Source organism: Nostoc sp., assembly GCF_036919815.1.
In the GTDB taxonomy this organism is placed as follows: domain Bacteria; phylum Cyanobacteriota; class Cyanobacteriia; order Cyanobacteriales; family Nostocaceae; genus Nostoc.
Window position 1 is genome coordinate 33,620 of sequence record NZ_JBALCE010000092.1, and the last position, 24,587, is coordinate 58,206.

Here is a 24,587-nt window from a genome sequence, read left to right on the forward strand (position 1 = left end):
AGATGATGGAAGAACTCAAAGCCAAAATCAAGGAATTGGGTAAACGAGCAGCCGAGTTAAGCCGTCAATCCGTAGAAGTTTCAAAAGCAAACCGGAAACAAGGACTTGATTTAATGCGACAAGCCAGAGATGTTAGTAAGCAATGTCAAGCATTGATACAAGAATTGAAAAAACAACAAGCCGCTTAAATTATTGGGTAACTTTTAGTAGTAGCCTGTTAATTGCAACAACGCGGTTGACAGGCTATGAAAGTTAATAGGCACGGTCGAGCCAAGATTCTTACGCAGTCACAAATACAGCAAATTTTTGCTATTGGATTAACTAACGACCGAGATCAGCTGTTCCACATTTAAATTGCATATACTGGGCGGGCAAGATGCCCACCCCACAAGAGTTATGTTTAATTCGGTTATTCCAGCTTTCCTCTCCAATATATCGGAGAGGGATTGAGGGTGAGGTAAGCCAGGGACATAAATTGTATGTTATTTAATTCTTATTCCTTAGCAAGTGTTTGACGTTCTAGAAGGTAGACATCAATCTCGGCTTGGTGTTGTAAGTAATAACCGATCACGAAATCGATATCCCAAATGCTAATTAGGCACTCACCAACGACACCAGCACACCATTATGATCGCGGACACGAGCAATTGTTTGTCCTCCAGGATGGGTTTTAGGGGCATCTAATGCTTTTGCGCCTGCCCCTATTGCTCTCATATAAGCGCTGCCAACATCAGGAGTGATAAATGATATCTGGATTAATGCTGGTAGTTGTGTAGCATCGTTAGCATGGAAGCCGCCAGGAAATAACTTCTGTGCTTCGTTACTAGAGGAGAAAGCTAGTGTGGTATTTCCGGTTTCGATTTCAGCCCAGACAGATTGCCCCCTATCCTCGATAGTGCGACGAACTAGACCAAAAGCTTTTTCATAAAACTCAACCGTCTTAACTACATCCTCTACCCAAATGATCGTGTAACCAAATTTCACAGTTTTTTCTCCTTATCTATAAAAATTAGTGTTGGCAAGAGCCAGGGCGAATAGAATTAGCGGCTATACAAACTCTCGTCCGCCTCCGGCTTCCCTCTCCTTACTAAGGAGAGGGATTGAGGGTGAGGTTTGTCTTATTATTTAACTTTCTAGTATGTAAGGGGCTGTTGCGAGAGTTTGCGCCCCTGTTTGCATCATTTCTATATCTGATGGCGACCAATAATGAGGACTTTCGCAGTGATGTGCTGCTAGCAATCCCCATAATCCTCTGGGAATCAAAATTGGTACAACTAAGTTGGCGCGAACCTGCATATTGCTGAGAAAATCTCGGTGACAAGGCTGAATTGGCTCTAATTGAATATCAGCGATCGCTCTTGTCCGTCCTGCTAAGTATAAAGCAGCATACTGATCATTAAAACAATCATCTGGGCCAGTGGAACCAAGTATTGAGAATTCTTTAGAACTCAAAGATTCAAAAGTCACCTGTCCTTGCCACCGTCCATAAAAATAATATAACAGCACCCGATCAACCTGAAGCGATTCTCTGAGTTGATTAGTTGTTTGCCGGACTAACTCATCGCGCTGCATTGTTCTGACAAGGCGATCGAGCAAATTTTGCAAACCCTGTTCACCGCGATCGCAGTTCGGGTTAAAATCTGAGTGATAATTAATTTGCACAGTCATATAATTACGACTAAGTAAATACTGCTGAATTTATATAATAATTTATTAGACCTTACATAAACACATTCTTGCATTTATACCAGCAATTCCATTTTTTCTAACATAACATTAAAACCTCATCCCCTCCTAACAAACATCCCTCTCCTTAATAAGGAGAGGGACAGGTTTTGCGTAGCATAACCAGGGTGAGGTTTTCTTCTGCTATTAGATAGATGCTAATATTTTTAAGTCTCCAAACATTGGGGCAAAACTACGGTAAGCTGACAAAGCTGCGTCCTTAACGATCGCATTAACAATCGGAAATGTAGTGAGGATGTAGCTAAATTCATCTTCAGTTAAACCGTAAAGGTGTGCTATCATCCCATCGAGTTCGGCGCGTAACTTGGCGCGTTCTGTTTCATCGGTAACGCCTTGTTGATGAGAAACTAGACCGACTTCTTGTGCGAGTTCGTCAAATTCTGGTGTGGTGCAGATGAGTTTGGCAGCGCGTTGTACAATATCGTTGAAGTTGCGATCGTTTTTTGTTAAACGTGGAACGGGTAATTGGTAAATATAAAAGTAATTTAACGTTGTAGTCACTTTTGTTCGTAAAAGCCAGTCTAGAACAAAGCTGTTCCATACTGCACAAGTAAATAATTGGTCGGTATTGTCTATTAACTGTTTCTCTTCATCATCAAAGATTTTTGCGGTTGGAATTTTGTTACCGTGAAAGTTAGGAGGGATGATAGTTGAAATCATTGTCCTTTCATCAGTATTACGAGCAATATCACGAAAGCCTAACCGAAAATATTGATAATCCAAATATTGACCGTTATCACTTTCATTCCGTCCTAATAAAGCTTTCCTCCCTTCTTGTTCATCTACCCAATATCTTGGTTCAGCATATAGGTGAGTGAACTGATGAATCATTTTACCTTCATATAATGGTAATTTTCCTTTACCTGACTGTTGCTTAAATAAATTACTGTCGCTAGTCATGTGAAATTCAGCAGTTAAGCGCAAATTCCACTTACCTTTAATCTTTTCACCCAGCAAAGGGAACTTAAGCATTTTCTCAGCTATGCGGATATCTATCTCATTCTTAAACTCCATCACCGATAAAGAATCTGGCGATAGTTGACGAACCATATCAATATTAATCTGCAAGCTATCATCACTAGGAAACCTTTGAAGCTCCTGCACATTATGACGCATAAACGCAGATGGAAATTCTATTGTTGTACTACCTTTAACAAAAGTAAGGACAACTATTTTAAAACTGCGATGAACACCTTCAAAGATTTCCTTGCGATTTTCAAGACAAAATAAACCAGTAACTTTAGTTTGACTAAACAACATCTCCCGCAATTGCTTAGTCCCCAAATCAGTGTAAATCCCGCTAGGAATTACAATTCCACACTCACCGCCTAAACGCAAAAGATTAAAACATTGTTCTGTAAACAGCTTATATAGATTAATATCCGTACCAGCTTTTTTACCATTTACTACAGAAATCTGATTTTTATACTGTTCAGATGAACGATAATAAGCGCTGACATAAGGATATTGACTTTGATATTCTAACCAAGTACTTGCAATTATGGGATTTTGTAAAAGTTTACTCTGTTCTTTCTCAAAATCCTTGATATCCATCTTGTTCTTCGTCACCAATTCATTATGCTGTGCAAAGAACTCCTTAGCTTGAGGCTTAAATATTTCCCACGGCGGATTAGTAATAATCGCATCAAAACCGCCGCGTTCTAAAACCTTGTCAAAATGATAACCCCAGTGAAACGGCTTCAAAGCTGCAATATCCTCAACTTCCAATCTACGTTTCTGTGGTTTTCCTGTTAACTTAACTTCTTCATATTGAATCCTCAGCTTTTGCCTAAACTCATCCAACAATAAAACATTTAACTTTTCTTGTGATTCGTTGTTGAGTTGTTCAATATTTTTGCGGATGTGTATCAATCGAGTCTCTTGAGGTGTATCTGTATCTGGTAATTCCTTAGATGAAAAAGCGTGTTTTTTGTACAAATCAACAGATTTATTCTTTTCTTCCAGAATTTTCTGATAATTATCTGCGACTAAAGACTGTAATAGATTTCCTTGTAGTGAATTTCCCACAGCATCAAAAGCTGTTTGATCAACCCGAATTAAACCAATTAACGAATTACCCGCCATAATATTAAAATCAATATTAGGTAAAGGCTCTAACTCTTCCACATCGTGAGCCGAAGAAACCAAAGCTAAGAAAAGACGTAGTTTAGCAATTTCCGTTGCTTCCTCCATGATATCTATACCATAGAGGTTATCAGAAACAATCCGCTTCTTGATAAAATAAAGTACTGACGGATGGGAACTTTGGATATCTTCAAGCGTCTTTTTCAGAGAGCAATTACCCATCAATTCAATAGTCCCAATTACCGCACTATAAACTTGAATAAGCGTCTTCATCGCCGCCACCAGAAAAGCACCAGAACCACAAGCTGGGTCAAGGATTGATAAATTAGGAAGAATATCTTCCATTAATAGACGACAAATATTTGCATCCAACTTGATCAGAAGTTCATTGATATCTTCAAATGTCTTATAGCGTTTACTAATCACATGAGGTACATCATAGCCCTCTCCTCGCTTGCGGGGAGGGGGTTGGGGGTGGGGTTCTTGTACCTCACAAAGGCCGAGAAGCGCTATATACTTATCAGATAGCGCATCATTTACGCGGTCTACAATTAACTTGTGAATAGTTCTGTCACAAAGATATTCTGTAATCTGCGGTCTAGTATAATACGCTCCAAAAGCTTTTTGATTAATGTACTTTTCAAAAATGTACCCTAAGACATCAGGATTTATCTCATCGTCTTTTCCTTCCGGCGTATCATCTAGATTCCAAGAATAACGCCCAAATAAATCTAGAACTTGCTCAAACGCCTCATCAACTATAGAAATATCATATTTATCTTCAATCTGATGCTTGAGAAATAGTCCACCATTCAGATATTTAACCTTTCCTACCAATTCTTGTACAGATAAATCTCTGTCTGTCTCTGGTTTAGCAAAGCTTTCAAAAAACAAAGCCTTGAGAAATTCACTATAAAAATAATTATCAGCTTTTTGCTTACTTAATTCCAGCTTATTTTGAAGATAATTTAAATCCTCATTATCAATAAAACCCTTACGTTGGAGAAAATAAACAAACATCAGGCGATTGAGAATTACCGATGTATACCAACGCCTATCTGTTTCATTGTCAATACCTTTAACAAACAGCAAAAACTTCTGGTGTTGCTCTTGAAATTCCTTGTAAAACTTCTTAGTTACTGGCTCAACATCAAACCCACGTTGTAGCTTATAGGCAATTTCTAGAACAGTCGGTTCCCCATGTTCTAATTCAGTGATATCAATAACTAAAGAACCAAGCTTGCTTAAAAATAAATCTCCTGGTTGACCTTTGACATATAAATGGTCACGAACAAAGCTTTTACTTCCTTCTCGTTTCACCCAATACCAAAGACTACGCGTGCGTTTATCAGTAATAAAAATTAGAAGATTTTCAGCTATTAGTTTAGTAATTTCCTGATGAATAGCAACTATAACTTTAGCCTCTGGTATTTTCCCATCGGCTGCGGTGATTTCAAAGATTGCAACCCCTGAAAGTTCAGCAATTTTCTGGTATTGATACGGCTTGTTATCAATCTTTAAGGTTATAGGTTTTTGTCTGGAAGGTTTAGACCAACCTAATTCCTCTATAAACAAATCACTAAATTGGAAATTATAAAGTAAATCGCGTGTTCGTTGAAAATTGAGTGACATAATTTACCCTAGATTTTTCGGATAAGAAAAAGCAAGTATGGTAAACTAGCCACTCAGAAAAGAAATCAGTGACTATAAAAATTAAGTCCGCCAGCGCGGACTTTAAGAAACCCTATTTATACGAGTTAAATTTTTACCATGCTTTTTATACTTTATAAATCCTTTATCTTTCTTGCGCTTGAGAGATATTACTGAAACATTACCGATTTTTTTAAGCGGCGGCTTTATTTGTACAACCATCATTTTTAATTGTCAGGTATATTTGCTGATTACTTTATCAAAATGCCTAATTGCTTTATAAAAATGCCCGTTTTGTGTCTCAAAATACTGAAATGCTTTCTCAAAAGAAGCTCTGGCTTATTCAAAAGAAGCTTTTGCTTTCTCATTTCGGTGTTTTCTGCAAGTAAAAGCAGCTTTGACTTACTCAAAAGAAGCTTTTGCTTTCTCATTTTGGTGTTTTCCGCAAGCAAAATAAGCTTTTGCTTTCTCATTTTGGTGTTTTCCGCAAGCAAAATAAGCTTTTACTTTCTCATTTCAGTATTTTCCGCAAGCAAAATGAGCTTTTACTTTCTCAAACCCCAGTTTGCTTTCTAATTTCGGTATTTTACGTAAAGTGTAGGTTGGGTTGAGGCAATGCGTTACCCAACATTTAGCGTGGTTTGTTGGGTTTCACTTCGTTCAACCAAACCTACAATTCTACAAACTTTAATTTACGAATTACAAAATAATCCCAAAGAACAAATAATCTGAGGTTCTCGCTTCTCCATTTCTTCAGTCACAACACACAAACGGTCATCTATCCGTAACGACACCACTAACTCAGCCAACTGCTGGTTATTAATACCGCTTCTCAGTTGACGATTAAGAGTATCAATAGCTGACTGTCGCAAAGGATAACGGTAAATTTCATCAATTGCTTTTAAAAGTTCTTCGCTGACAAATAGTGTTCCCTTCATATCTTGAACATAACCCTTGAGTCGTTCATAAGTCCGAAACCTTGCCCCTGATGGTCGTCCCAATTGACCGCCGGCATTTTTCTCTTCTTCAGCAATCAATTCACCACCCTTTTTCACTAACTCATGATGCTGTTCGTCTCTGGGTATCGCTGGGGTAGATTCTTCACACGCCGCCACCCGCAGCACCGCTAATTGTGATTGAGTAACGCTATTTCCATCGCGGTCAACATAAATCAAAGAATCATTTCCTTCAGTGGTTTTCATATAAAGCAATACGCCCTCTGGTTGCCCAGGTTGCGGAGTATGGGCGCGGGTAGAATAAACCACATTTTGCATTTCTTCAATCGTTTTTTTCAAACCTGGATTACCATCGGTGGCTTTTTTCCAGATTTGAAATGCTTCTGATGTCAAATCAACTTCTGTATCTTCTTCACCATCTAAAACTCCAGATTTCTCATTGTAGAGGTCAAGAATTACCCGTGCATCATCATCTTCAAAAAAAGCTTCATCAGTTCCTACCACTTCTGCATTTTCTTGCAGTCGTTTGCGGAGTCGTCCCCGCAAATTAATAATGCGTTCTACTCCCTCGGCTGGTAAAAAAGAATAACAAAGAATTTGGTCAGCATTTTGTCCAATGCGGTCTACTCTTCCAGCACGTTGAATTAAGCGAATAATCGCCCAAGGTAAATCCCAATTGACGATAATTGCACAGTCTTGCAAATTATGACCTTCACTCAAAACATCCGTAGCTATCAAAACCCGCAACTCATCTGATGATGAAATTTGCTGCCGTTTTCCATTACTCACAGGGCTAAATCTTCCCGTAATTACCGTCGGGTCTTTAGATTGACCTGTTACCCCTGCTAAATTAGTAATATGACTCGACTGCAAATTGTCTGCAAGGTAGCGGACTGTATCAGCAAATTGTGTGAAAATTAGTACTTTATCTTTGGGGTGAGTTTTTGTTAGCAGTTTGATTAAAGCAGCAAGTTTTTCATCTTTTTGAGAATTCCACTCGCCACAGTCTTGCAGCACATTAATCAGTGCTTTGGCATCCTCTAGCAAATCCCGTTTCAGTTTTTTAATGTCAAAAAGTCTAGAAGGCAACCACTTAAATCGTCGTTGATATCGGGTTGTATATTCTTGGTAAATTGATTCTGCTCTTTGACGAAAAACTTTTTCTTGACTTTTCACAGAATCTGGAAAGCCTCTCTCCTGTAGGGAGAGAGGCTTTGAATTCTCCCCATTCCCTACTAGGGAAGGGGGCTGGGGGGTTAAGTCAGAATCATCATCATCCATTTCTGTATCAAACAAAGCTGCTGCCACAGAATCAGTATCTTCATCATTATTACTTGTATCTAATAACTCAGCATCCTGAGTTCCGATTGGAATATTAAGCCCTTGCTCTAAGGCATATAAATAAATGAAGTTTCGTAAAATGTGGCGTTCAATTGATTGGATAAAAACAACGCCACTACTTTCTAAACGTTTAAACAAATTCGTGCGAGAAAAACCCATCAACCTTCTACCACCACGAAACAAACTACTAATCAAACGTTGTTCGGTGTCTGTAGGCGGTTGTTTAGGTTGAGCAATAACGTAATTTCCTAGCCCATAACGAGGTAAATTAAGTTTATTAATTACTTCTACTACTAACTCTGAGTAAAGACGAGAATAAGAGTCAGTGTTAGAAACTTGTAAAGGAAACTTCAGACTTCGAGGTATGCGCTGGGGAAAATAAGAATGTCTGCCATCAGAAAATTCTAAATATTTCCGCCCTGTTTCATCTGTGTGGGCATAATTATCTTTAATAAATGAACGAGTCCGTCGCACCATGTAGCGCTTCATCAATTCTCGCCAGTCATCAGGATGTTCACTTTTCTCAAAGGCGGCTAAAGAACGCACAGAACATTGATGCTTTCTAATAAATTCTAATTCTCCGATAGAACTACCACCAAGTTGATTAATTAAAGCTTCTGGTCTTAACCCTAAATCTTGGTCTTCTGGAACAAATAGCCGCAGTTGCGCTGAAAGGTCAAGATAACTTTTATTGTAAGGAGTAGCAGATAATAAAATACATTTGCTTTCGTTAGCAGCAATATATTCTGTAATTGCTCGATAACGTTTACCTTCGCGGTTACGTAAGTTGTGACTTTCATCAATTAACACAACTCGGTAACGGCGGAGTTTTGGTAACTTATATTGTACTTGACTAATTGACATAACTTCGGCAAGTAGCCGATAGTTATTTACATATTCTTGCCACATTGGGACTAAGTTTTTCGGGCAAAGAATTAATGTTTCTAAATAACAATCTTCTTGTAATATCTTAGCAAGAGCGGTTCCAACTAAAGTTTTACCCAAACCAACCACATCGCCCACCAATACGCCACCACGCCTAGTTACATGACGCGCTGCTAGCTGCACTGCGGCTTTTTGGAAGTCAAATAAATTGTTAAATTCGCGGGGTATACGAAATTCTGAAAGTCCGGCGATCGCTTCATGGGATAAGTGGTAAGCTATCTTCAGGTAGATGTAGTAAGGTGAGATTGACTCAACTCTTGCCCAACTCCGATCAATAATCTCTGCCAATTCTTGAGATATATCTACACAACCGTAATCTTGCCAGCGATCGCTAAACCACTTTTGCAGTTTATTGCAAGCATCATGATCTAAAATATCAACATTTAACTCCCCTTGTTTCGCCAATCCGGGAAGGGTTAAATTACTACTACCCAAGAATCCCACAGTTGGAGTATTGGGATCATTACGATGCACAAGATATAACTTAGCGTGAAGGGGATGTCCCAGAAACAGTTTAATAATTAGTTTCTGAGTTTTTAGCTGATGACTTAACCGCCGCAACCCCGCTTCATCCTGATTAGTCGGCGCACCAATAGTTAATTGCTGGCGAAATTCCGAAGCCATGCGTTTTTTCAACCGCACGATGGCACTATTATCAATCCCTCCATCACCACTACCAAGGGTAAATGCCGCATGAACTTCATCACTGGGTAAACTTTGCATCCCAATTAGTAAACGGCAACAAGCCTTTTCACTACCAAGATACTGTTCAATCAAATCATCAATTTTTCGCCAACCTCTGAGGTTAAAGTAGCCAACGCAAAAATCTGCCCGATAAGAGACTTTAAGAGTCTCTCGTAAAATCGGTAGCAGTTGTAAATCAATGTTGTCAAAAATCCGGGGCATTATTTAAAATTCTATAAATATTTCATACCTATGTTATATGAGTAAAAAATTTTTCCAGCTAGATTATTGAAGGCTGCAAGACAAGAGACGCGATAAATCGCCGTCTGTACAATAATCAGTCCTTCATCCTGACGGCGATTTATCGCGTCTTCAAAAATTATAAAAAATAGAGCAGTTGCACTCTAATACAACTGCTCTAAAAAAGTACTTAGATAGATATTATCTACCTATCCACAGACCCCATGATTATGTCAACACTGCCGAGGATGACCACAATATCTGCAACTTTCATCCCACGCAGTAAATGTGGCACAATTTGAAGGTTGTTGAAGTCGGCGGCGCGAATTTTCCACCGTAAGGGGAAGACATTATCATCGCCAACCAAATAAATTCCCAATTCACCTTTGCCACTTTCTACACGAGAGTAGATTTCACCTTTGGGAATCTTGAAGGTAGGGGAAACTTTTTTGCCAATATATTGATAATCAAATGCGTCCCACTCTGATTTTTTACCTGCGGCTAAACGTTTAGCTTCCAGATTTTCGTAAGGGCCGCCAGGAAGTCCTTTAATTGCTTGGCGAATAATCTTCACAGATTCGCGCATTTCCCGCATCCGCACCACGTAACGGGCAAAGCAATCACCGGCGGTTTCCCACTGCACGTCCCAGTCGAAATCGTCATAGCATTCGTAATGGTCAACCTTCCGCAAATCCCATTGCACGCCAGATGCGCGTAACATTGGCCCAGAAAGTCCCCAGTTAATTGCTTCTTCACGGGTGATAGTACCAATACCCTCAACACGTCGCCGGAAGATGGGGTTATCGGTTACTAAGCGTTCGTACTCATCAACTTTTGGTATTAAGTGGTCACAGAATTCCAGACACTTATCTACCCAACCGTAAGGCAAATCGACTGCTACCCCACCAACCCGGAAGTAGTTGTGATTCACCATTCGATAGCCTGTGGCGGCTTCCCACAAATCATAAATCATCTCCCGTTCCCGGAACTGATAGAAGAAGGGAGTTTGAGCGCCCACGTCAGCGAGGAAGGGGCCAAACCACAGCAAATGGTTAGCGATGCGGTTCAACTCCAGCATGATGACGCGGATGTAGCTAGCGCGTTTGGGGATAGCGACACCTGCAAGCTGTTCTGGGGCGTTGACGGTGACGGCTTCGTTGAACATTCCCGCCGCGTAGTCCCACCGACTGACGTAGGGGACGTACATTACATTAGTGCGGTTCTCAGCAATTTTTTCCATTCCCCGGTGCAGGTAGCCGATAACCGGTTCACAGTCAACCACATCCTCGCCATCCAGGGTGACAATTAGCCGCAGAACCCCATGCATTGAGGGGTGTTGTGGCCCCATGTTTAGCAGCATTGGTTCAGTGCGGGTTTCTAGTCTGGTCATAGATTTCGTGTTCTCCGTTCGTGAAAATATTGAATTCTACCGCGCAGATGCCAACTAGACCCAATTTATCTTGTCTGCCAAGCCAAAATTAAGCTTGCAGGAGCAATACTTTTAGGAAAACTGCCTTGAGAGCGTCTACATGTATTGCCCATACAGGGGTATGTTGGAGAGGGGGTGACAGAGGAGGGACTTTACTTGATGTTTCATTTTGTTGCACTTCTTCAATTATTATATGGAAGCTGGATATCAGGGACTTGAAGCGCAGAATTTTTCCCATATTCCCGTTTTGGGTCGGGAACTAATTGAGGGTTTGGCAGTGCGTCCGGGCGGGCATTATTTAGATGTGACGGTAGGCGGTGGTGGTCACAGTCGCCTAATCTTAGAAGCGGCGGCGGATGTGCGGGTAACGGCTGTTGACCAAGATGAAGATGCTTTGGCAGCAGCGCAGAAAAATTTAGCTGAATATAGCGATCGCATACAATTTATTTATAGCAATTTTGCTGACTACGAGTTTACCCATAATACTTTTGACGGTATTTTAGCCGATTTGGGGGTCAGCTCTTACCATTTAGATCAGCCGGAACGGGGTTTCAGCTTTCGCCAAGCTGCAAATTTGGATATGCGAATGGATCGAGGGCGATCGCTAACTGCTGCTGATGTGATTAATAATTGGAATGAAGCAGATTTAGCAGACATTTTCTTTAAGTACGGTGAAGAGAGATTATCACGGCGCATTGCTCGTCGTATTGTAGAACGGCGTCCTTTGCACACAACTGTTGAATTGGCTGAAGCGATCGCTTCTTCAGTTCCCCCCAAATACCGTTATGGTAGAATTCATCCCGCTACCCGTGTTTTTCAAGCTCTACGAATTGTCGTCAACGATGAGTTAAAATCCCTCGAAACCTTTCTAGATAAAGCCCCAAATGCCCTTGTCCCTGGTGGCAGAATTGCGATTATCAGTTTTCACAGTTTGGAAGACCGCCCGGTGAAACATGGTTTAAGAAATTTACCTTTATTAAAGGTCTTGACAAAAAAGCCGATTATTGCACAAGAGGAGGAAATTAGTAATAATCCGCGATCGCGCTCGGCCAAACTCAGGATAGCCCAAAGAGTATTCTAAGCCACAGATCCCCGACTTCTTTAAAGAAGTCGGGGATCTTGTTTTTCACGAATGATTCAGGATTGCTATAAAACAACGATCTGTTAATCTAGCGTTGTTGGAGAGTTAAAAAAGATTAGATGGAAATTAGTAATATATTTAGAGCAGGTGGCGTGGTTATATGGCCTCTGCTGGGGTTGTCCTTGTTAGCGCTGGCGCTGATTATCGAACGTATAATTTTTTGGGCAAGGATAAATAATCGCCAAAACAAGGTGGTGCGAGAGGTGCTACAGCTTTATCGCCTTGATAATGTAGTTAGTGCTTTAGATAAATTGCAGAAAAATACTGATTTACCCATCGCTCGAATTTTTTTAGCCGCTTTAGAATTGGAGGAGCCGACACCAGAGGAATTTCGTTTGGCATTAGAAAGTCAAGCACAAGGCGAAATCCCCTTGCTCAAGCGATCGCAAAATATATTTGAGACAATTATTGGTCTTGCGCCCCTGTTGGGACTTTTAGGCACCGTCTTGGGATTAATTAACTCCTTTGCCTCCTTGAATATCGGAGATGTGGGAGGTAGTAAAGTAACAGGTGTGACATCTGGAATTAGTGAAGCTTTGGTAGCTACAGCATCAGGATTGGTAGTCGCAATCTTTACACTTGTATTTGCCAATACCTTCCGGGGACTTTACCAGCGCCAGATTGCCTGGATTCAGGAATATGGTGGACAGTTAGAATTACTCTATCGTCGTCGCTATGAAAGAGGAGGTAAATCTTATGTGCCTACCAGATGAAGCGGAACTGGATAATTGGAAATTAGTAATCGGTAATGGGGATTAGTTCACTATTTGTTACCGATTTTGCTCTCCAATTTTTGACTCTAATAGTATTCTAAAATAACGAATATCCTTTTTCGCTACAGTTTTCGAGGAAATATTCCATGACTATTTGGGTAAATGAGCAAATTGATCCGTCGGGGATGATTCATGCCTGTATTGCCTGTTGTAATGAATCTCAAGCTAAAGATTGTCATGATTCCTTTGAGAATAATTTGACCGAGACGCAAAAGGCAGCAGGTTGGCTAGCGCGATTGCGGACAGTCGAATCTTGGGATGAAGTGCCAGTGAATTCTTTAAAACTTAATTAATTCGGGTTATTTTTTGGGGATTTTGAACGACCACATTTCAGGAGATCCGGCGTAGCCCGCCATAGGCATCGCTTGTCTACCACACGCTCTATATATGCCAACGCCTACAGCGATCGCCACAAATCCCATTACAGCAGGTTAATAAAGGATAAAATTCGGATTAAAATTATCAACTTATTAACAACTGCTGCCAAAAAAAGCAACATATTAGAGAAGATTGATGATTTTTTGGAACTTTTAAGAGCTATCATCTATACCGGAGATTAAATTAAAAAACTTGCATAAACCGAATCAATTTAGTGAACTATCCCAAGGTTTACACTTCGGAGCAAGCTTGTCCCATTAACTTAGTTGCCGAAACGGGACAAGCAGTTCAAATTTCAATTCATCCTCCCAGTCAATATATCTGTGCCAACTGCGAACGGATATTACCAGATTGGAAACGGCAGCCATTTTTACGAGTAGTGATTGTCTTACAGCAATCGCGTTATCAACTAGTCAAAAGGACGGCAGAAGTAGAGACAGAGAAAGAATGCTTGCGAGAAAAGTTTATGAGATTTGGCTGCGATTTGGCATTTAATCTGCGCGATCGCGGCTATTTAACAGACCTAATCGACCCTCGTACAGGCTATCCTTTAATGTCCCATCCCGGAGCAATTCCCCACGATGACACAGCAGTTGTCAAAGCTTTGCTCAACTATCCAGTGATTAAAAATCAATGCCGTGTATTAATTCATCCCGACTGGGGTGCAGCAGTTTATCCTAGCATTTTGATATCAGAAGCTCCCCCAATTGTGATCGAATGGGTTACTAAAAGCATAGCAGCCATGCATGGGTGGAAAGAAATTGATTATTAATTGAGTATTGGGCATTGGGCATTGGGTATTGGTTATTTCTCTCTCATCTCGTTCATCCCCTCATTTATATTGAAAATGAGGAGAATAAAAAACCATCATTTGCTAACCACTGTTAGGCAGATTGTCTGACTATCTCCAGAAATCTCTGTATCGTTGGAGATGTCTCACTGCTGCGCCAAATCATTGCGATGGCTACGCCAACGTCTGCAACGAACGCAACTTTTGGGCTGGCTGGTTCGATATTTTTATAAACTACCCCGGTTCATTCCAGATTTTGTAAAGATGTCGGCACAATTGCAACACCTATTTTGGCTGCTACTAGGCTAATAATTGTTTGCATCTGGATGGCTTGTTGACTTACAGAGGGACTAAAGCCTGATTGCTGGCAGAGAATTTTGGATTATTCTTTCAGAGTCAATCTGACGGCTGTCAATTCTGAAGCTAATCAAATTGACAAATAGATTCTGGTTTTACAGGACAGATTTTGGGTGCGATCGGGTCATTCTTAACAATAAGAAAATTCAATTTTGTCAAAGCGGACAAAAGCTTGATATTGTTGATTTTATTTGATTCCAGGTCGAGATAAGTCAAATTAATCAGAGTAGACAAAGGCTTGATATCACTGATTTCATTTGAGTCGAGGTTGAGAAAAGTCAAATTAACCAGAGTGGACAAAGGCTTAATATCGCTGATTTTATTGAAGTTGAGGGAGAGATAAGTCAATTTTGTCAGAGTAGACAAAGGCTTGATATCGCTGATTTCATTTAAGCCGAGGAGGAGATGAGTCAATTTTGTCAGAGCAGACAAAGGGTTGATATCGCTGACTTTATTTAAGCTGAGGAAGAGATAAGTCAATTTTGTCAGATCAGACAAAGGCTTGATATCGCTGACTTTATTGAAGTTGAGGGAGAGATAAGTCAATTTTGTCAGAGCAGACAAAGGCTTAATATCGCTGATTTTATTTGAGCCGAGGTCGAGTCCAGTCAAATTATTCAGAGTGGATAAAGGCTTGATATCGCTGATTTTATTTGAGTCGAGGGAGAGACAAGTCAAATTAGTTAGATTGGACAAAGGCTGGATATCACTGATTTTATTGAAGTTGAGGGTGAGAGAAGTCAAATTAGTCAGAGCGGATAAAGGCTTGATATCACTGATTTTATTTGAGTGGAGGTCGAGAATCATTAAATGAGTCAGCTTTTGGTTAGCCTGGTTGCAGTTTTGAGTCTGGGCTTTTTCTAAAAGAACCTCAACAGTATGTTTTGTCTGTGGAGGTAAAGTTGATTTCTGCTCACACCAATCTGTAAAGCTTCTGGTAGTTGCCAGAGGAGCAGCAATAGTCTGTGTGGTGTAAAATCCCAAAGTAAAAGTAAATATTGTGGCGATCGCTAAAGTAAGTTTCATTGCATGAGATTATACTATTCATTTATGCAATTAATTATACAAACATTACTTAAATTTGGTATAAAAAATTAATAAAGTAAAAATAAAATCAGCTATTTTTCGGTCGCCGCAGTTGTTTGGAATTAATAAACCACAAAACTGAATTACGAATTACTTTAACAAATTCACTATCAATTTTTTAACGCCTTTTGATTACTGCTTAACGTTTCATTGATAGCCGTCATTAATAACTCATTTAGAGGAATTCCTGCTGCTTTCGCCATACAGGAAATCACACTTTTGGGGGCAAAAGAACAATACAACCCGGCTTCTAAAAACCAAGGTTGTCCCTTGGGGTCGATCCGAAAGTCAAATAAACTGTAGTGGCGACAACCCAAAGCCTGATGACACTTCTTAGCCACTTGCTGAACCTTTTCGGTGATCGGATCGTTAGGGTCTACAATCCAAGACTTGATATTATCTTTAGCGCTAAAACGCAAGTTGCCATCGTCCGTTTGTTGGAGTTTATCAGCATAGCTGCGGATAGGTTTATCGTTGGGGTTTAACAGGTACTCCTCAAGGGGTAAACCCACTAGTTCCCCGTCTTTGACAATGATGCCACATCTGACTTCTCGACCGAGTTCAATAAATGCTTCTACGATCACTTCATCTGCATATTCAAATGCTTTCTTCAGGGCAGCGTCATAGTCAGTAACCTCTTTGACTAAAGACACCCCTAAAGAGTTGGCGGAACTGGCAGGTTTAACGACTGCTGGAGGTTTAATTGTCGGAACATCTCCTTGGCGGAGCAATTCTCCACGAGGCACTTTCACCCCTGCTGCTTCGACAATTGCTTTGACTCTAGCTTTGTGAGTTGCGATCGCCATTGTATCCGAACTATTGCCTATATAAGGGATCTTCAGCAGATCGAATAGGGCGCGGTAGTGAGTCATTCCCGGAATACAAAACATTTGTGGTAACACGAGGTCAATGTTTTGCGCTGTTATAAACTCTATGGCATCAAGCAAAGAAATCGGTTTGCTGATGGCGATATCTTCTTGACTCAGCGAGCGAGGAAATCGCCACTGGCTATCAGGTGTAATGTATGCAATCTGAAAGTCATAGTGCGATTCATCTACGATTGCAGACAGACAGTCTTGAGCGTAAAGGCGTGACAAATCACAGTAAAAATCATTGTATGCAGACCCAACTAAATGAAGGATACGAAGTACTGGCATGATTCATCTTCCTAACTTAATTACGAATTACGAATTACGAATTACGAATTATTTTAATCGCCACCTAATTCCACCAATTTGCCAATGTTGAAGTCTATTTTTACCCATCCTTTGAGTTTTTGTAGATTCTTCAGCAAAAGTAAGGGAATCTGCCAATGATGCAAAGTCAAAAATGGTATAGGGTCATTAAAGCTGTAAATGGCGTCAGTGCCTCGCACTAGGGTATTAACCGATGTTTGCAATTGTTTCCAGGAACGGATACCAGTTAGTCGCCAGATTTCGTGATAGATGAAGTAAGTAGGCTTACTACTCGCTAGGGGTTCGAGAGGTGCAGCTAGGGGAGTTTTTCCAAAATAGGCGTCTGCAACACCAGGATGATTGTAAAACATTGTGATTGCCGAATGAGTACGGGGATTGCATTCAATGGCGTAAACTGTACCGTCTTCAGCTTGGATAAAGTCGAAAGAAACTTGCCCAGTTAGTGCCAAACTCTTGACGAAGTGTTGCACCCATTCCCGAATTTGGGGATTTTCGACGTTTTCATAGTTGATTTGAAACGCAGAAGAGTTTGAACAGCAATGTAATCTTAATTCCCCGTCCCGCACTGTACTATGTGTGCATAACTCTTTACCAGGAATAAACTCTTGCATAATCCAAGGTTTTTCTGGACTGATGGGTAAACTGTTAACAAAGGCTTCTGTTTCTTCTGAGGTGTCGCAGGGAAGTTTGGTTAAATTTAACCGGCGAACGGAGTCGTAAGAAATACTTTTAAGAATATATTTGCGGGTTTCTTGACTAAAATCGAAATTGATAACTTGTTGAGGATCTGTGATTTTAAAAGACTTGGGGACAGATAAACCAAGCGATCGCGCCTGATCAGTGAAGGCAAATTTATCATCTAACATCTTGGTTATATCTGCATCAAAGTGGAAAACTTCGCAGTATTCTGATAATGCAGGCTTTGCTAAAGAGTCGTAGTAACTAGCTACAGGACTGCATACAGGTACATAAACGTCAACCTTTTCCTTTTTAACGATTTCTACTAGCGCCTGGATATAGCCTTCTGGGTCTTCTTCGGGTGCCGGAACTGTATAAAAACGACTTACAGCCTTTGAGAATCTATGCCCAGACAACCAATATTTGTGACCTTCAATCAGAATAACTCTGTGTCCTGCTGCATGAAAGCAGCGAGCAAGTTGCAATGCTTTGGTCATTTTGGCTCCACTCACCAAAATAGTCTGTTGATGAGCGCCTACAACAGCTTTTTTCGGAAACTGCACAATACCCCACAGCAAAGATATCAACACTATAAAAGCATTGAACGGCAAGGCTATTAGTAATAATGTCAGAGTACCTAGAGTCTTGAATAGAGCCACTACCTTTACCCTGACACCCGTTGATGAGGTTATAGATTCAGGTAGAGATAAAGAAATTGATTGCACCATAAGTCTTTGAAACTAAAGGGAGTAGCAATACGCTTGGGTTAAGAAAAATAGTAGCTTAGGTTGAGCAATAGCGAAACCCAATAAATGGTTGATAATGTTGGGTTAAGCAACGAAACCCAACCTACACCAGTTTTAGTTTTTAGCCTTAACCCAAGCGTATTGGGGGGAGTAATGGGAGTATGCAAAAATCAAGGGATGAGGGAGATTAGCAAGCAAGCGAAAAATTATTCCTTCTTATCTCCCTTATCCCTTGATTACACCACGCGTCTAATCAGCGTCATCCCATCTCGTATGGGTAACATAACTTGCTCTACACGCGGATCGGCAGCGACAACACGGTTGAATTGAGCGATCGCTTCACCGTTGGCGGTGCGTTGTTCTACAGGTAAATAAACCTCTCCTTGCAGGAGTGTATTATCTACACAAATAAAACCAGAAGCTGCTAGCAAATTAGTATCTAGCAATGTTTGAAAGTAGGTTATGTACTCCTTTTTATCGGCATCAATAAACACTAAGTCAAATGATTCTCCAGCTTCTACCAACTTATTTAAGGTTTGTAAAGCTGCACCTAATTGCACGCGGATTTTTTTACCGTGAACAGATTGATCAAAAGCCGCTTGTGCAACTTTTGCGGCAAAAGCGTCTACTTCGCAGGCTATTAGCACTCCGTCCGCAGGTAATGCTTCTGCCATTGCTAGTGCAGAATAACCTGTAAACATCCCTATTTCTAGTACTCTTTTGGCCTTAGCCATATGAACAAACATTTTGAGAGTTTGTCCTTCTACATGACCAGATAGCATCTCTTGCTCTAAAGGGCGCACTGTTGTTCCTTCTGTAAAGCGTTGTTGCCATGCTTCTGTAGATGTTTTATGGGCAAGTGCAGTTAAAGCGGCTGATTCCGGGGTAGTAAATTCTTCCAAGTAAGGGTCTAAACCTGCTGCCAAATGCCATGCTTGATTGAGGTTGGCGACTAACTCCACAGGTAAATCTGTGCGTTGGTTAATCTCTTTTACAACAGCTTCTAACTTCTTTGCTAATATTCCTAGCGGTGTCACAGGTCTAGCTGTGGGCGTGTCTATTGTAGTAGACATTATTTTGCACTCCCAACTAGTTCTGTCTGATAAACGGGGTACATATCTACGCCTTCACCACCACGAGGATAGGTGCTGCAAAGCTGCTTATGTTCTGCTAAAGCTAGTGCCAATTCTTCACGCGTCAAATCATTAGCATAGAAGCAAGTACCAATAGGTTTGGGCATCGCGGCTCTTAACAAACCATCTCGTGTGAGAGTGATAGACTCGGTAGCATCCCATAAAAGTTCTTCATCTAATAGAGGATGATCAAGAGTCAGTCCCAAACGACTAATTAATCCTAAAATGCGATCGCGTTCTTCATTAGTGATATAACCTCTATTTGCAGCGATCGTTGCAGATAAGGCCATGTCAATACTGACTGCATGTCCATGAAACAAAGGCACCCGTGGCGCAAGTTCCAAAGTAGGACTCCAAGTATGTCCGTAAGCAATTGCCCTATCCAAGTCTAGCTCTTGGAGGTTGGGTACTTCTAACTCCAGCATTTTTTTGATCGCTTCGTAAGTCAGACGGTGAGCTATTTCTTTGAGCTCTGGAGTTGCGTCAATATTAGCAAAATGGGTGTCAAGTAGTTCTTCCCCATACTTTTCCAACCACTCAAACACAGAAGAGTGAGCAACTACAGCGATTTTGACTAACTCTGCCATCCCATTACGCACTTGGTTTGTTGGTAAAGTACGGAGCAGAGAAAAGTCCAATAAGACTTTTTGGGAAGCGTGATAAGCACCTAAACGATTTTTCAACTTCTTATGGTTAACTGCTACCTTAATAGCCACACTTGCATCAATTAAACCAATCAGAGAAGTAGGAATTCGGATGTAATTACTACTACGGCGATAAGTAGAGCAAGCAAAACCTACAACGTCTGTAATTAAACCACCACCTACTACTAATACTGGCTCTTTACGCACTAATTTGAAGTCAGCAAACACATCGATAATTGTCTCAAATGTTTGGATAGATTTGTTTGGTTCGCTAACAGTAAGAGAAAAAATCTTCAAATCAATCCCGTAATAACGGAAATATTTTTCAATCTGAGTACCGTAAAAATGGTTGACGTTAGTATCTATAACAGCCAAGCATCTTCCAAAACTTCTATATATATCTGCAAGTTCTTGATTAGCAATATCGAAAACCCCATCTACGTAAACTAAGTCATACTCAATCTTTTCATAAGCTTCTATGTGAAATGTGGTTTCAGTCGCTTGAAGTTTTGTTTGAACAATAGTCACTATTTTTGCCCTTTATGTGAAATAAGTTTTAACTGGAATCTAGATGCAATTAGAAGTTTAAGCACTTCTAAAATATGATCATTTGCTAAAATCACCTCATGGGTAAACTGCCTCAAATTCGATAGGAAAAAGAAGTAGCTCTCAATTAAATTGGATTGTGATTATTGCAAATTTAGAAATATCAAAATAGAACACCACAGATTAGGCGCATCTACTTTTCATTTCAGAAGCATGGCAAAAGACTGTCAGTCTATGCTCAACCTGAGAAGTTATACAAACTTCTGCAACAAAAATTCATACATTTTCTCACAGTTTTAAAGTGTTAATGCTATATCTAGCCTCAGGGAATTACAGACTTATGCTAGCTGCATAAGAGTTTCCAAGCAAGCTAGAACAGTTATGTTACTTGCTCAAAAAGCTTAAGCGCTTGTTTACATTTTTTAACATACCACGATTTTTAAATTATTTTACCTAAACCATAGGTAGATTTCAAACAAAAAAAGTAGATTTTGCGGATTTTGCTATTTGAGAGACTATTTAGAAAGTCAATCTTTAGGTAGCCAGACCACAACACATAATCCGTGTAATAATGCAATATATAGCTGCTTAATTCATCTAGAAGTCACTCATAATCCTAAGTGAGATGACGATATTGGTTCAGCCATTCAAAAATTCACTCTCCAACTCAACGTTTAGGTAAGACCTCAAATTTATTCTTTAGGGGAAGGAAAAAAGCTTTAATTCCTTTCCCTTCAAGAGACCCCAACTACCCCTAAATATTTAGAGCAAGTGAATTTATTCATGGAAAAGAAAAAAACTTTTATTTTGAGTGTCCTGATTAGAAACCCTTGCTTTTAAACATGGAGTTCCCCTTGCTCTTTGAATTTAGGATGCTTCGCTATTATATTGTTAAATACTATACTTATGGATTCTGTTCCAGTTGAAACAGATGCGCCTCTTTCTTTAGAAATTGCTGAGATTGCCTCACCATCAACAACACTCTCTGGGACCTCAACACTCAGCCCTCGGATTTCTAAAGATGCTATTCGCACCAGTTTGAAGGCTTCCACTATCGATGGTGTTTTCGCAGCACTTTTCTCTATTGGCAACGGCGGAGTTTTGCTAGGTAATTTCTTAGTGGAGTTGGATGCCAGTCCGATAGTATTTGGGATGATAAGTTCTATCCCCATGTTGGTGAATCTCTTTCAGCCGATGGGTGCTTACTTATCTGAACGTAGCACTAGCCGCTTTCAGTATTCCCTTCGCACTCATGGGATTGCTCGATTACTGTGGCTAATTTTAGTAATTGGCATTGTTAGCTTTAGTTGGGGAGGGCTTAATTCAAACCAATTAGTGATATTGACGCTTTTGATTCTCCTATGCAGCCATCTTTTAGGAGGATTAGGAAGTGCATCGTGGTTCAGTTGGATAGCAATGTTAGTCCCACGGCGATTGCGAGGTAGATATTTCGGGCTACGCAATAGCGCTGCCAACTTCACCGAGTTGGTCAGCTTGCCTTTAGCAGGTTTAGCTGTATCACATTGGTACGGGGGGACTATCCAAGGTTATGGGGTGATTTTGCTCTTAGGCATTATCTTTGGAATTGTCAGCTTGGGGTGTCAGTATTTCCAGGTAGATATAAATCCCCAATTACAAAATAGTTACCATAGTGACTCATCTCAAACAAATGAGATTCAGTCAGACTCGGCATCAAATGAACCTGGTGAGATATCTGAAGCAATCTGTCTGCCGCAAATGCCAACTCCCCAAAACCAGATAGATAGTAGCATTTGGAAAAACTCTAATTTTTTGGTGTTTCTGCTTTATTTCGGCTCATGGACATTTGCTGTAAACCTGAGTGCCCCGTTTTTTAACCTCTACTTGCTAGATACGCTGAACCTGGATGTGAGTTGGGTAACTTTCTACAATAGCCTGCGAGCAGGAGCACATATGCTGATGCTCATCCTGTGGGGTAGATTAGCAGATAAAATAGGCAATCGTCCTATTCTAATTTCTAATGGAATTCTAATTGCCGTCATACCCTGGCTGTGGCTGAGGATTGGTTCTACTCCTCTAGACCTCTGGCTGTGGTTGCCGCTGTTACACATTTTCATTGGGGGTAATTGGGGAGGAGTTGATTTGTGTAACAACAATCTTCAGATAGAGATTGCACCACTAAAAAATCAGTCTATCTATTTTGCAACAGCAGCAGCTGTTGCTGGAGCAAGTGGTGCTTTAGGAGCAACTATAGGTGGCTTAATCGCTCAATTTGGTGGGTCTTTTGGCATAGTGGAAGTGTTCGTTGTGTCTGGTATATTACGACTAGCGTCACTTGTCCCACTGATTATTAAAAAGGATCTGGGTAGTTAGGGTGAAATTGGCTAAGTAGAGATGTTAACAAACGCTGTTGCGCTCAGATTGGAGATTTATCCACCTACAGGGAGAACTGTTAACTTAATCTCTACTCTATACTAAAAAAGTTTTATGACATAGTGACAACGTTGATGTCAGTAAAGCAGGTTCTAGAAATTGGTTGTTAGATCAAGCTGATATACATTTAGTTTACATTCTGGTTGTAACTTCTGTTTCAATATGCAATTTGAATGCCAATTAGCTTATCTGACCCAAATTAGTTAAATTTCAAAATCTGAAAAAGTTACGATGCTCAAGGTAGACACATCAAAAATCAGCCTCCAACAAGTTGAAGCTTTCGAGCGTGACGGCGTTATCTGCGTCAAAAATGTTTTGGATGACATCTGGGTAGAACGGATGCGAACAGCCGTTGACAAGAATGTATTAATTCCTGGTCCTCTAGAAATTAAGGGTATCCCCAGATCAGAAGGTCATGTGGAGCATGCTAGTAGCTTATGGCTCACTGACCCTGATTTCCGGGCTTTGGCTTTTGAATCTCCGCTAGCAACGATCGCTGCTCAAGTCTTAAAATCGAAAAAACTTAACTTTTTGGGTGACGGTTTCTTTGTTAAAAAGCCGAAAGCGGACAGCCGTGTTGGGTGGCATAACGACCTACCTTACTGGCCTATACAAGGTTGGCAGTGTTGTAAAATTTGGCTGGCTTTAGATAGCGCGAACCAAAAAAATGGTCGATTAGAGTACATCAAAGCTTCTCATCGATGGGGCAAAGAGTTACGTGAAGCATCAAACCCCTCCTGGTTTGTAGAGCCAGAGGCTTACGAAATTTTATCTTGGGATATGGAGCCTGGAGATTGCTTGGTTCATCATTTTCTAACAATTCATCATTCAGTAACCAATATATCTTCCACACAACGACGTGCAGTAGTGACGAATTGGACTGGCGATGATGTTACTTTCTATCACCGCCCGAAAGCATGGCCTTTTAGACCTGTTGATGAAATGGATATACCAGAATTTAATTCATTCAAAGCCAAAAAAACTGGTGAGCCGATAGACTGCGATATATTTCCTAGAGTTTAACTGCATCGCTAGTTGGCAATTTACAGGTCGTTGCTGTTATTTTCAAGGATGTGATTGTTTCGAGGCAGTGGCTTGCGCCAATCGCTAGAGAAAATCTTTTGTAAATTGCCATTAATTCGGTAACAACCAGCCAGGACTTATCTTGCTAGAGTTACTAAAATGTTAAGTTACTACTAAGATGTAATTCTATCCAGTTCATCGAGAATATTGCTATCTATATCAATGTCAAATTTCCGAGCAAAATCAGCAGATGATGCAAGCAGATTAGGCAAATCTTCCATTAGCAATATTTTTGGATGAGGGCCTCCAGTTGACCAATCAATATATCGCCGACGGTCATTTTTTAGTCTCAGGTGAGGTGAATTAGCAAGTATAGTTTGAAAATATGCCTCGTCTGCATGCTTGACTTGACTGTAATGTAAGGTTAGGGCATTTCTCTGTCCGTGGAAATCGATAATGTACTCAGCACTTTTGCGATTGGCACAAAACCATTGACTTCCACTGAAACAAGCAAGTTTGTTTGAGAAAGGAAGAAAAGCTTTCGTTAATAAAGGATGTTCTAAGCGTATTTCTATATTCAGTTGAGCAAAGTATTTTTTTGAGTAATG

20 protein-coding genes and 1 pseudogene are annotated in these 24,587 nt (G+C 40.4%); 8 read left to right on the top strand and 13 right to left on the bottom strand.

Going from position 1 to position 24,587, the window contains the following annotated elements:
* Positions 1-2: 2 nt before the first annotated feature.
* On the top strand, positions 3-188 hold the full coding sequence (locus tag V7K15_RS21975) for a hypothetical protein (RefSeq protein ID WP_334908743.1): 186 nt from the start codon (positions 3-5) through the stop codon (positions 186-188).
* A 406-nt stretch (positions 189-594) separates the two neighbouring features.
* Here the strand turns inward: V7K15_RS21975 and V7K15_RS21980 are convergent, their stop codons facing one another.
* The 6 genes from V7K15_RS21980 to V7K15_RS22005 all read right to left on the bottom strand — a co-directional run bounded on the left by V7K15_RS21980 (position 595) and on the right by V7K15_RS22005 (position 11,037).
* Complete coding sequence (locus V7K15_RS21980; RefSeq protein ID WP_334908745.1) at positions 595-984, bottom strand: VOC family protein; 390 nt, start codon at positions 982-984, stop codon at positions 595-597.
* Between the two features lie 141 nt (positions 985-1,125).
* The gene (locus V7K15_RS21985) at positions 1,126-1,668 is read right to left on the bottom strand and encodes a GAF domain-containing protein (RefSeq protein ID WP_442949709.1); all 543 of its coding nucleotides are present in this window, start codon (positions 1,666-1,668) and stop codon (positions 1,126-1,128) included.
* 204 nt (positions 1,669-1,872) lie between these two features.
* On the bottom strand, positions 1,873-5,463 hold the full coding sequence (locus tag V7K15_RS21990; RefSeq protein WP_334908747.1) for an Eco57I restriction-modification methylase domain-containing protein: 3,591 nt from the start codon (positions 5,461-5,463) through the stop codon (positions 1,873-1,875).
* Positions 5,464-5,732: 269 nt separating this feature from the next.
* Positions 5,733-5,954 carry a hypothetical protein gene (locus tag V7K15_RS21995; RefSeq protein ID WP_334908749.1) on the bottom strand — a complete coding sequence of 74 codons (222 nt, stop codon included), beginning with the start codon at positions 5,952-5,954 and terminating at the stop codon, positions 5,733-5,735.
* Between the two features lie 219 nt (positions 5,955-6,173).
* The gene (locus V7K15_RS22000) at positions 6,174-9,629 is read right to left on the bottom strand and encodes a helicase-related protein (RefSeq protein WP_334908751.1); all 3,456 of its coding nucleotides are present in this window, start codon (positions 9,627-9,629) and stop codon (positions 6,174-6,176) included.
* Between the two features lie 223 nt (positions 9,630-9,852).
* Positions 9,853-11,037 (bottom strand): NAD(P)H-quinone oxidoreductase subunit H, encoded by a 1,185-nt coding sequence (locus V7K15_RS22005; RefSeq protein ID WP_334908753.1) that lies wholly within the window; start codon positions 11,035-11,037, stop codon positions 9,853-9,855.
* A gap of 232 nt (positions 11,038-11,269) precedes the next feature.
* Here V7K15_RS22005 and rsmH point away from each other — a divergent pair, with 232 nt between their 5' ends.
* From rsmH to V7K15_RS22030, 5 genes are all read left to right on the top strand, one after another.
* Positions 11,270-12,157 carry a 16S rRNA (cytosine(1402)-N(4))-methyltransferase RsmH gene (gene rsmH, locus V7K15_RS22010; RefSeq protein ID WP_334908756.1) on the top strand — a complete coding sequence of 296 codons (888 nt, stop codon included), beginning with the start codon at positions 11,270-11,272 and terminating at the stop codon, positions 12,155-12,157.
* A 119-nt stretch (positions 12,158-12,276) separates the two neighbouring features.
* Positions 12,277-12,930, top strand: a complete 654-nt coding sequence (locus tag V7K15_RS22015; protein WP_334908758.1) for a MotA/TolQ/ExbB proton channel family protein — start codon at positions 12,277-12,279, stop codon at positions 12,928-12,930.
* Between the two features lie 146 nt (positions 12,931-13,076).
* Positions 13,077-13,283 carry a glycogen debranching protein gene (locus V7K15_RS22020; RefSeq protein WP_334908760.1) on the top strand — a complete coding sequence of 69 codons (207 nt, stop codon included), beginning with the start codon at positions 13,077-13,079 and terminating at the stop codon, positions 13,281-13,283.
* Positions 13,284-13,355: 72 nt separating this feature from the next.
* A complete protein-coding gene (locus tag V7K15_RS22025; RefSeq protein ID WP_334908762.1) occupies positions 13,356-13,550 on the top strand; it encodes a hypothetical protein in 195 nt (64 codons plus the stop codon).
* A gap of 32 nt (positions 13,551-13,582) precedes the next feature.
* Positions 13,583-14,140, top strand: coding sequence for a methylmalonic aciduria and homocystinuria type D protein (locus V7K15_RS22030; RefSeq protein ID WP_334908764.1), 558 nt, complete (start codon positions 13,583-13,585; stop codon positions 14,138-14,140).
* 112 nt (positions 14,141-14,252) lie between these two features.
* Here the strand turns inward: V7K15_RS22030 and V7K15_RS22035 are convergent.
* The 6 genes and pseudogenes from V7K15_RS22035 to V7K15_RS22060 all read right to left on the bottom strand — a co-directional run.
* Positions 14,253-14,531, bottom strand: a pseudogene (locus V7K15_RS22035) (LysR family substrate-binding domain-containing protein); the annotation flags it as partial.
* Between the two features lie 50 nt (positions 14,532-14,581).
* Positions 14,582-15,541: a leucine-rich repeat domain-containing protein gene (locus V7K15_RS22040; RefSeq protein ID WP_334908767.1), complete on the bottom strand. Its 960-nt coding sequence runs from the start codon at positions 15,539-15,541 to the stop codon at positions 14,582-14,584.
* Positions 15,542-15,711: 170 nt separating this feature from the next.
* The gene (locus V7K15_RS22045) at positions 15,712-16,758 is read right to left on the bottom strand and encodes a D-alanine--D-alanine ligase family protein (RefSeq protein ID WP_334908769.1); all 1,047 of its coding nucleotides are present in this window, start codon (positions 16,756-16,758) and stop codon (positions 15,712-15,714) included.
* Between the two features lie 53 nt (positions 16,759-16,811).
* A complete protein-coding gene (locus V7K15_RS22050) occupies positions 16,812-18,203 on the bottom strand; it encodes an ATP-grasp domain-containing protein (RefSeq protein WP_334908771.1) in 1,392 nt (463 codons plus the stop codon).
* Positions 18,204-18,457: 254 nt separating this feature from the next.
* Positions 18,458-19,294 (bottom strand): O-methyltransferase, encoded by an 837-nt coding sequence (locus V7K15_RS22055; protein WP_334908772.1) that lies wholly within the window; start codon positions 19,292-19,294, stop codon positions 18,458-18,460.
* On the bottom strand, positions 19,294-20,526 hold the full coding sequence (locus V7K15_RS22060) for a sedoheptulose 7-phosphate cyclase (RefSeq protein WP_334908773.1): 1,233 nt from the start codon (positions 20,524-20,526) through the stop codon (positions 19,294-19,296). Before V7K15_RS22060 ends, V7K15_RS22055 begins: the two co-directional genes overlap by 1 nt.
* Before the next feature lie 924 nt (positions 20,527-21,450).
* Here V7K15_RS22060 and V7K15_RS22065 point away from each other — a divergent pair.
* Positions 21,451-22,896, top strand: coding sequence for an MFS transporter (locus V7K15_RS22065; RefSeq protein ID WP_334908775.1), 1,446 nt, complete (start codon positions 21,451-21,453; stop codon positions 22,894-22,896).
* 291 nt (positions 22,897-23,187) lie between these two features.
* On the top strand, positions 23,188-23,979 hold the full coding sequence (locus V7K15_RS22070) for a phytanoyl-CoA dioxygenase family protein (protein WP_334908777.1): 792 nt from the start codon (positions 23,188-23,190) through the stop codon (positions 23,977-23,979).
* A gap of 173 nt (positions 23,980-24,152) precedes the next feature.
* On the opposite strand, the gene V7K15_RS22075 is transcribed toward V7K15_RS22070, so the two are convergent.
* Positions 24,153-24,587, bottom strand: a 435-nt coding sequence (locus tag V7K15_RS22075; RefSeq protein WP_334908779.1) for a beta-1,6-N-acetylglucosaminyltransferase, incomplete at its 5' end; no start/stop codon positions are given.

Coding starts and splice junctions, on each gene's coding strand:
- V7K15_RS21975 (WP_334908743.1), top strand. CDS start 3: ATGATGGAAGAACTCAAAGCCAAAATCAAGGAATTGGGTAAACGAGCA.
- V7K15_RS21985 (WP_442949709.1), bottom strand. CDS start 1,668: ATGACTGTGCAAATTAATTATCACTCAGATTTTAACCCGAACTGCGAT.
- V7K15_RS21990 (WP_334908747.1), bottom strand. CDS start 5,463: ATGTCACTCAATTTTCAACGAACACGCGATTTACTTTATAATTTCCAA.
- V7K15_RS21995 (WP_334908749.1), bottom strand. CDS start 5,954: ATGAGAAAGCAAAAGCTTATTTTGCTTGCGGAAAACACCAAAATGAGA.
- V7K15_RS22000 (WP_334908751.1), bottom strand. CDS start 9,629: ATGCCCCGGATTTTTGACAACATTGATTTACAACTGCTACCGATTTTA.
- V7K15_RS22005 (WP_334908753.1), bottom strand. CDS start 11,037: ATGACCAGACTAGAAACCCGCACTGAACCAATGCTGCTAAACATGGGG.
- rsmH (WP_334908756.1), top strand. CDS start 11,270: ATGGAAGCTGGATATCAGGGACTTGAAGCGCAGAATTTTTCCCATATT.
- V7K15_RS22015 (WP_334908758.1), top strand. CDS start 12,277: ATGGAAATTAGTAATATATTTAGAGCAGGTGGCGTGGTTATATGGCCT.
- V7K15_RS22020 (WP_334908760.1), top strand. CDS start 13,077: ATGACTATTTGGGTAAATGAGCAAATTGATCCGTCGGGGATGATTCAT.
- V7K15_RS22040 (WP_334908767.1), bottom strand. CDS start 15,541: ATGAAACTTACTTTAGCGATCGCCACAATATTTACTTTTACTTTGGGA.
- V7K15_RS22045 (WP_334908769.1), bottom strand. CDS start 16,758: ATGCCAGTACTTCGTATCCTTCATTTAGTTGGGTCTGCATACAATGAT.
- V7K15_RS22050 (WP_334908771.1), bottom strand. CDS start 18,203: ATGGTGCAATCAATTTCTTTATCTCTACCTGAATCTATAACCTCATCA.
- V7K15_RS22055 (WP_334908772.1), bottom strand. CDS start 19,294: ATGTCTACTACAATAGACACGCCCACAGCTAGACCTGTGACACCGCTA.
- V7K15_RS22065 (WP_334908775.1), top strand. CDS start 21,451: ATGGATTCTGTTCCAGTTGAAACAGATGCGCCTCTTTCTTTAGAAATT.
- V7K15_RS22070 (WP_334908777.1), top strand. CDS start 23,188: ATGCTCAAGGTAGACACATCAAAAATCAGCCTCCAACAAGTTGAAGCT.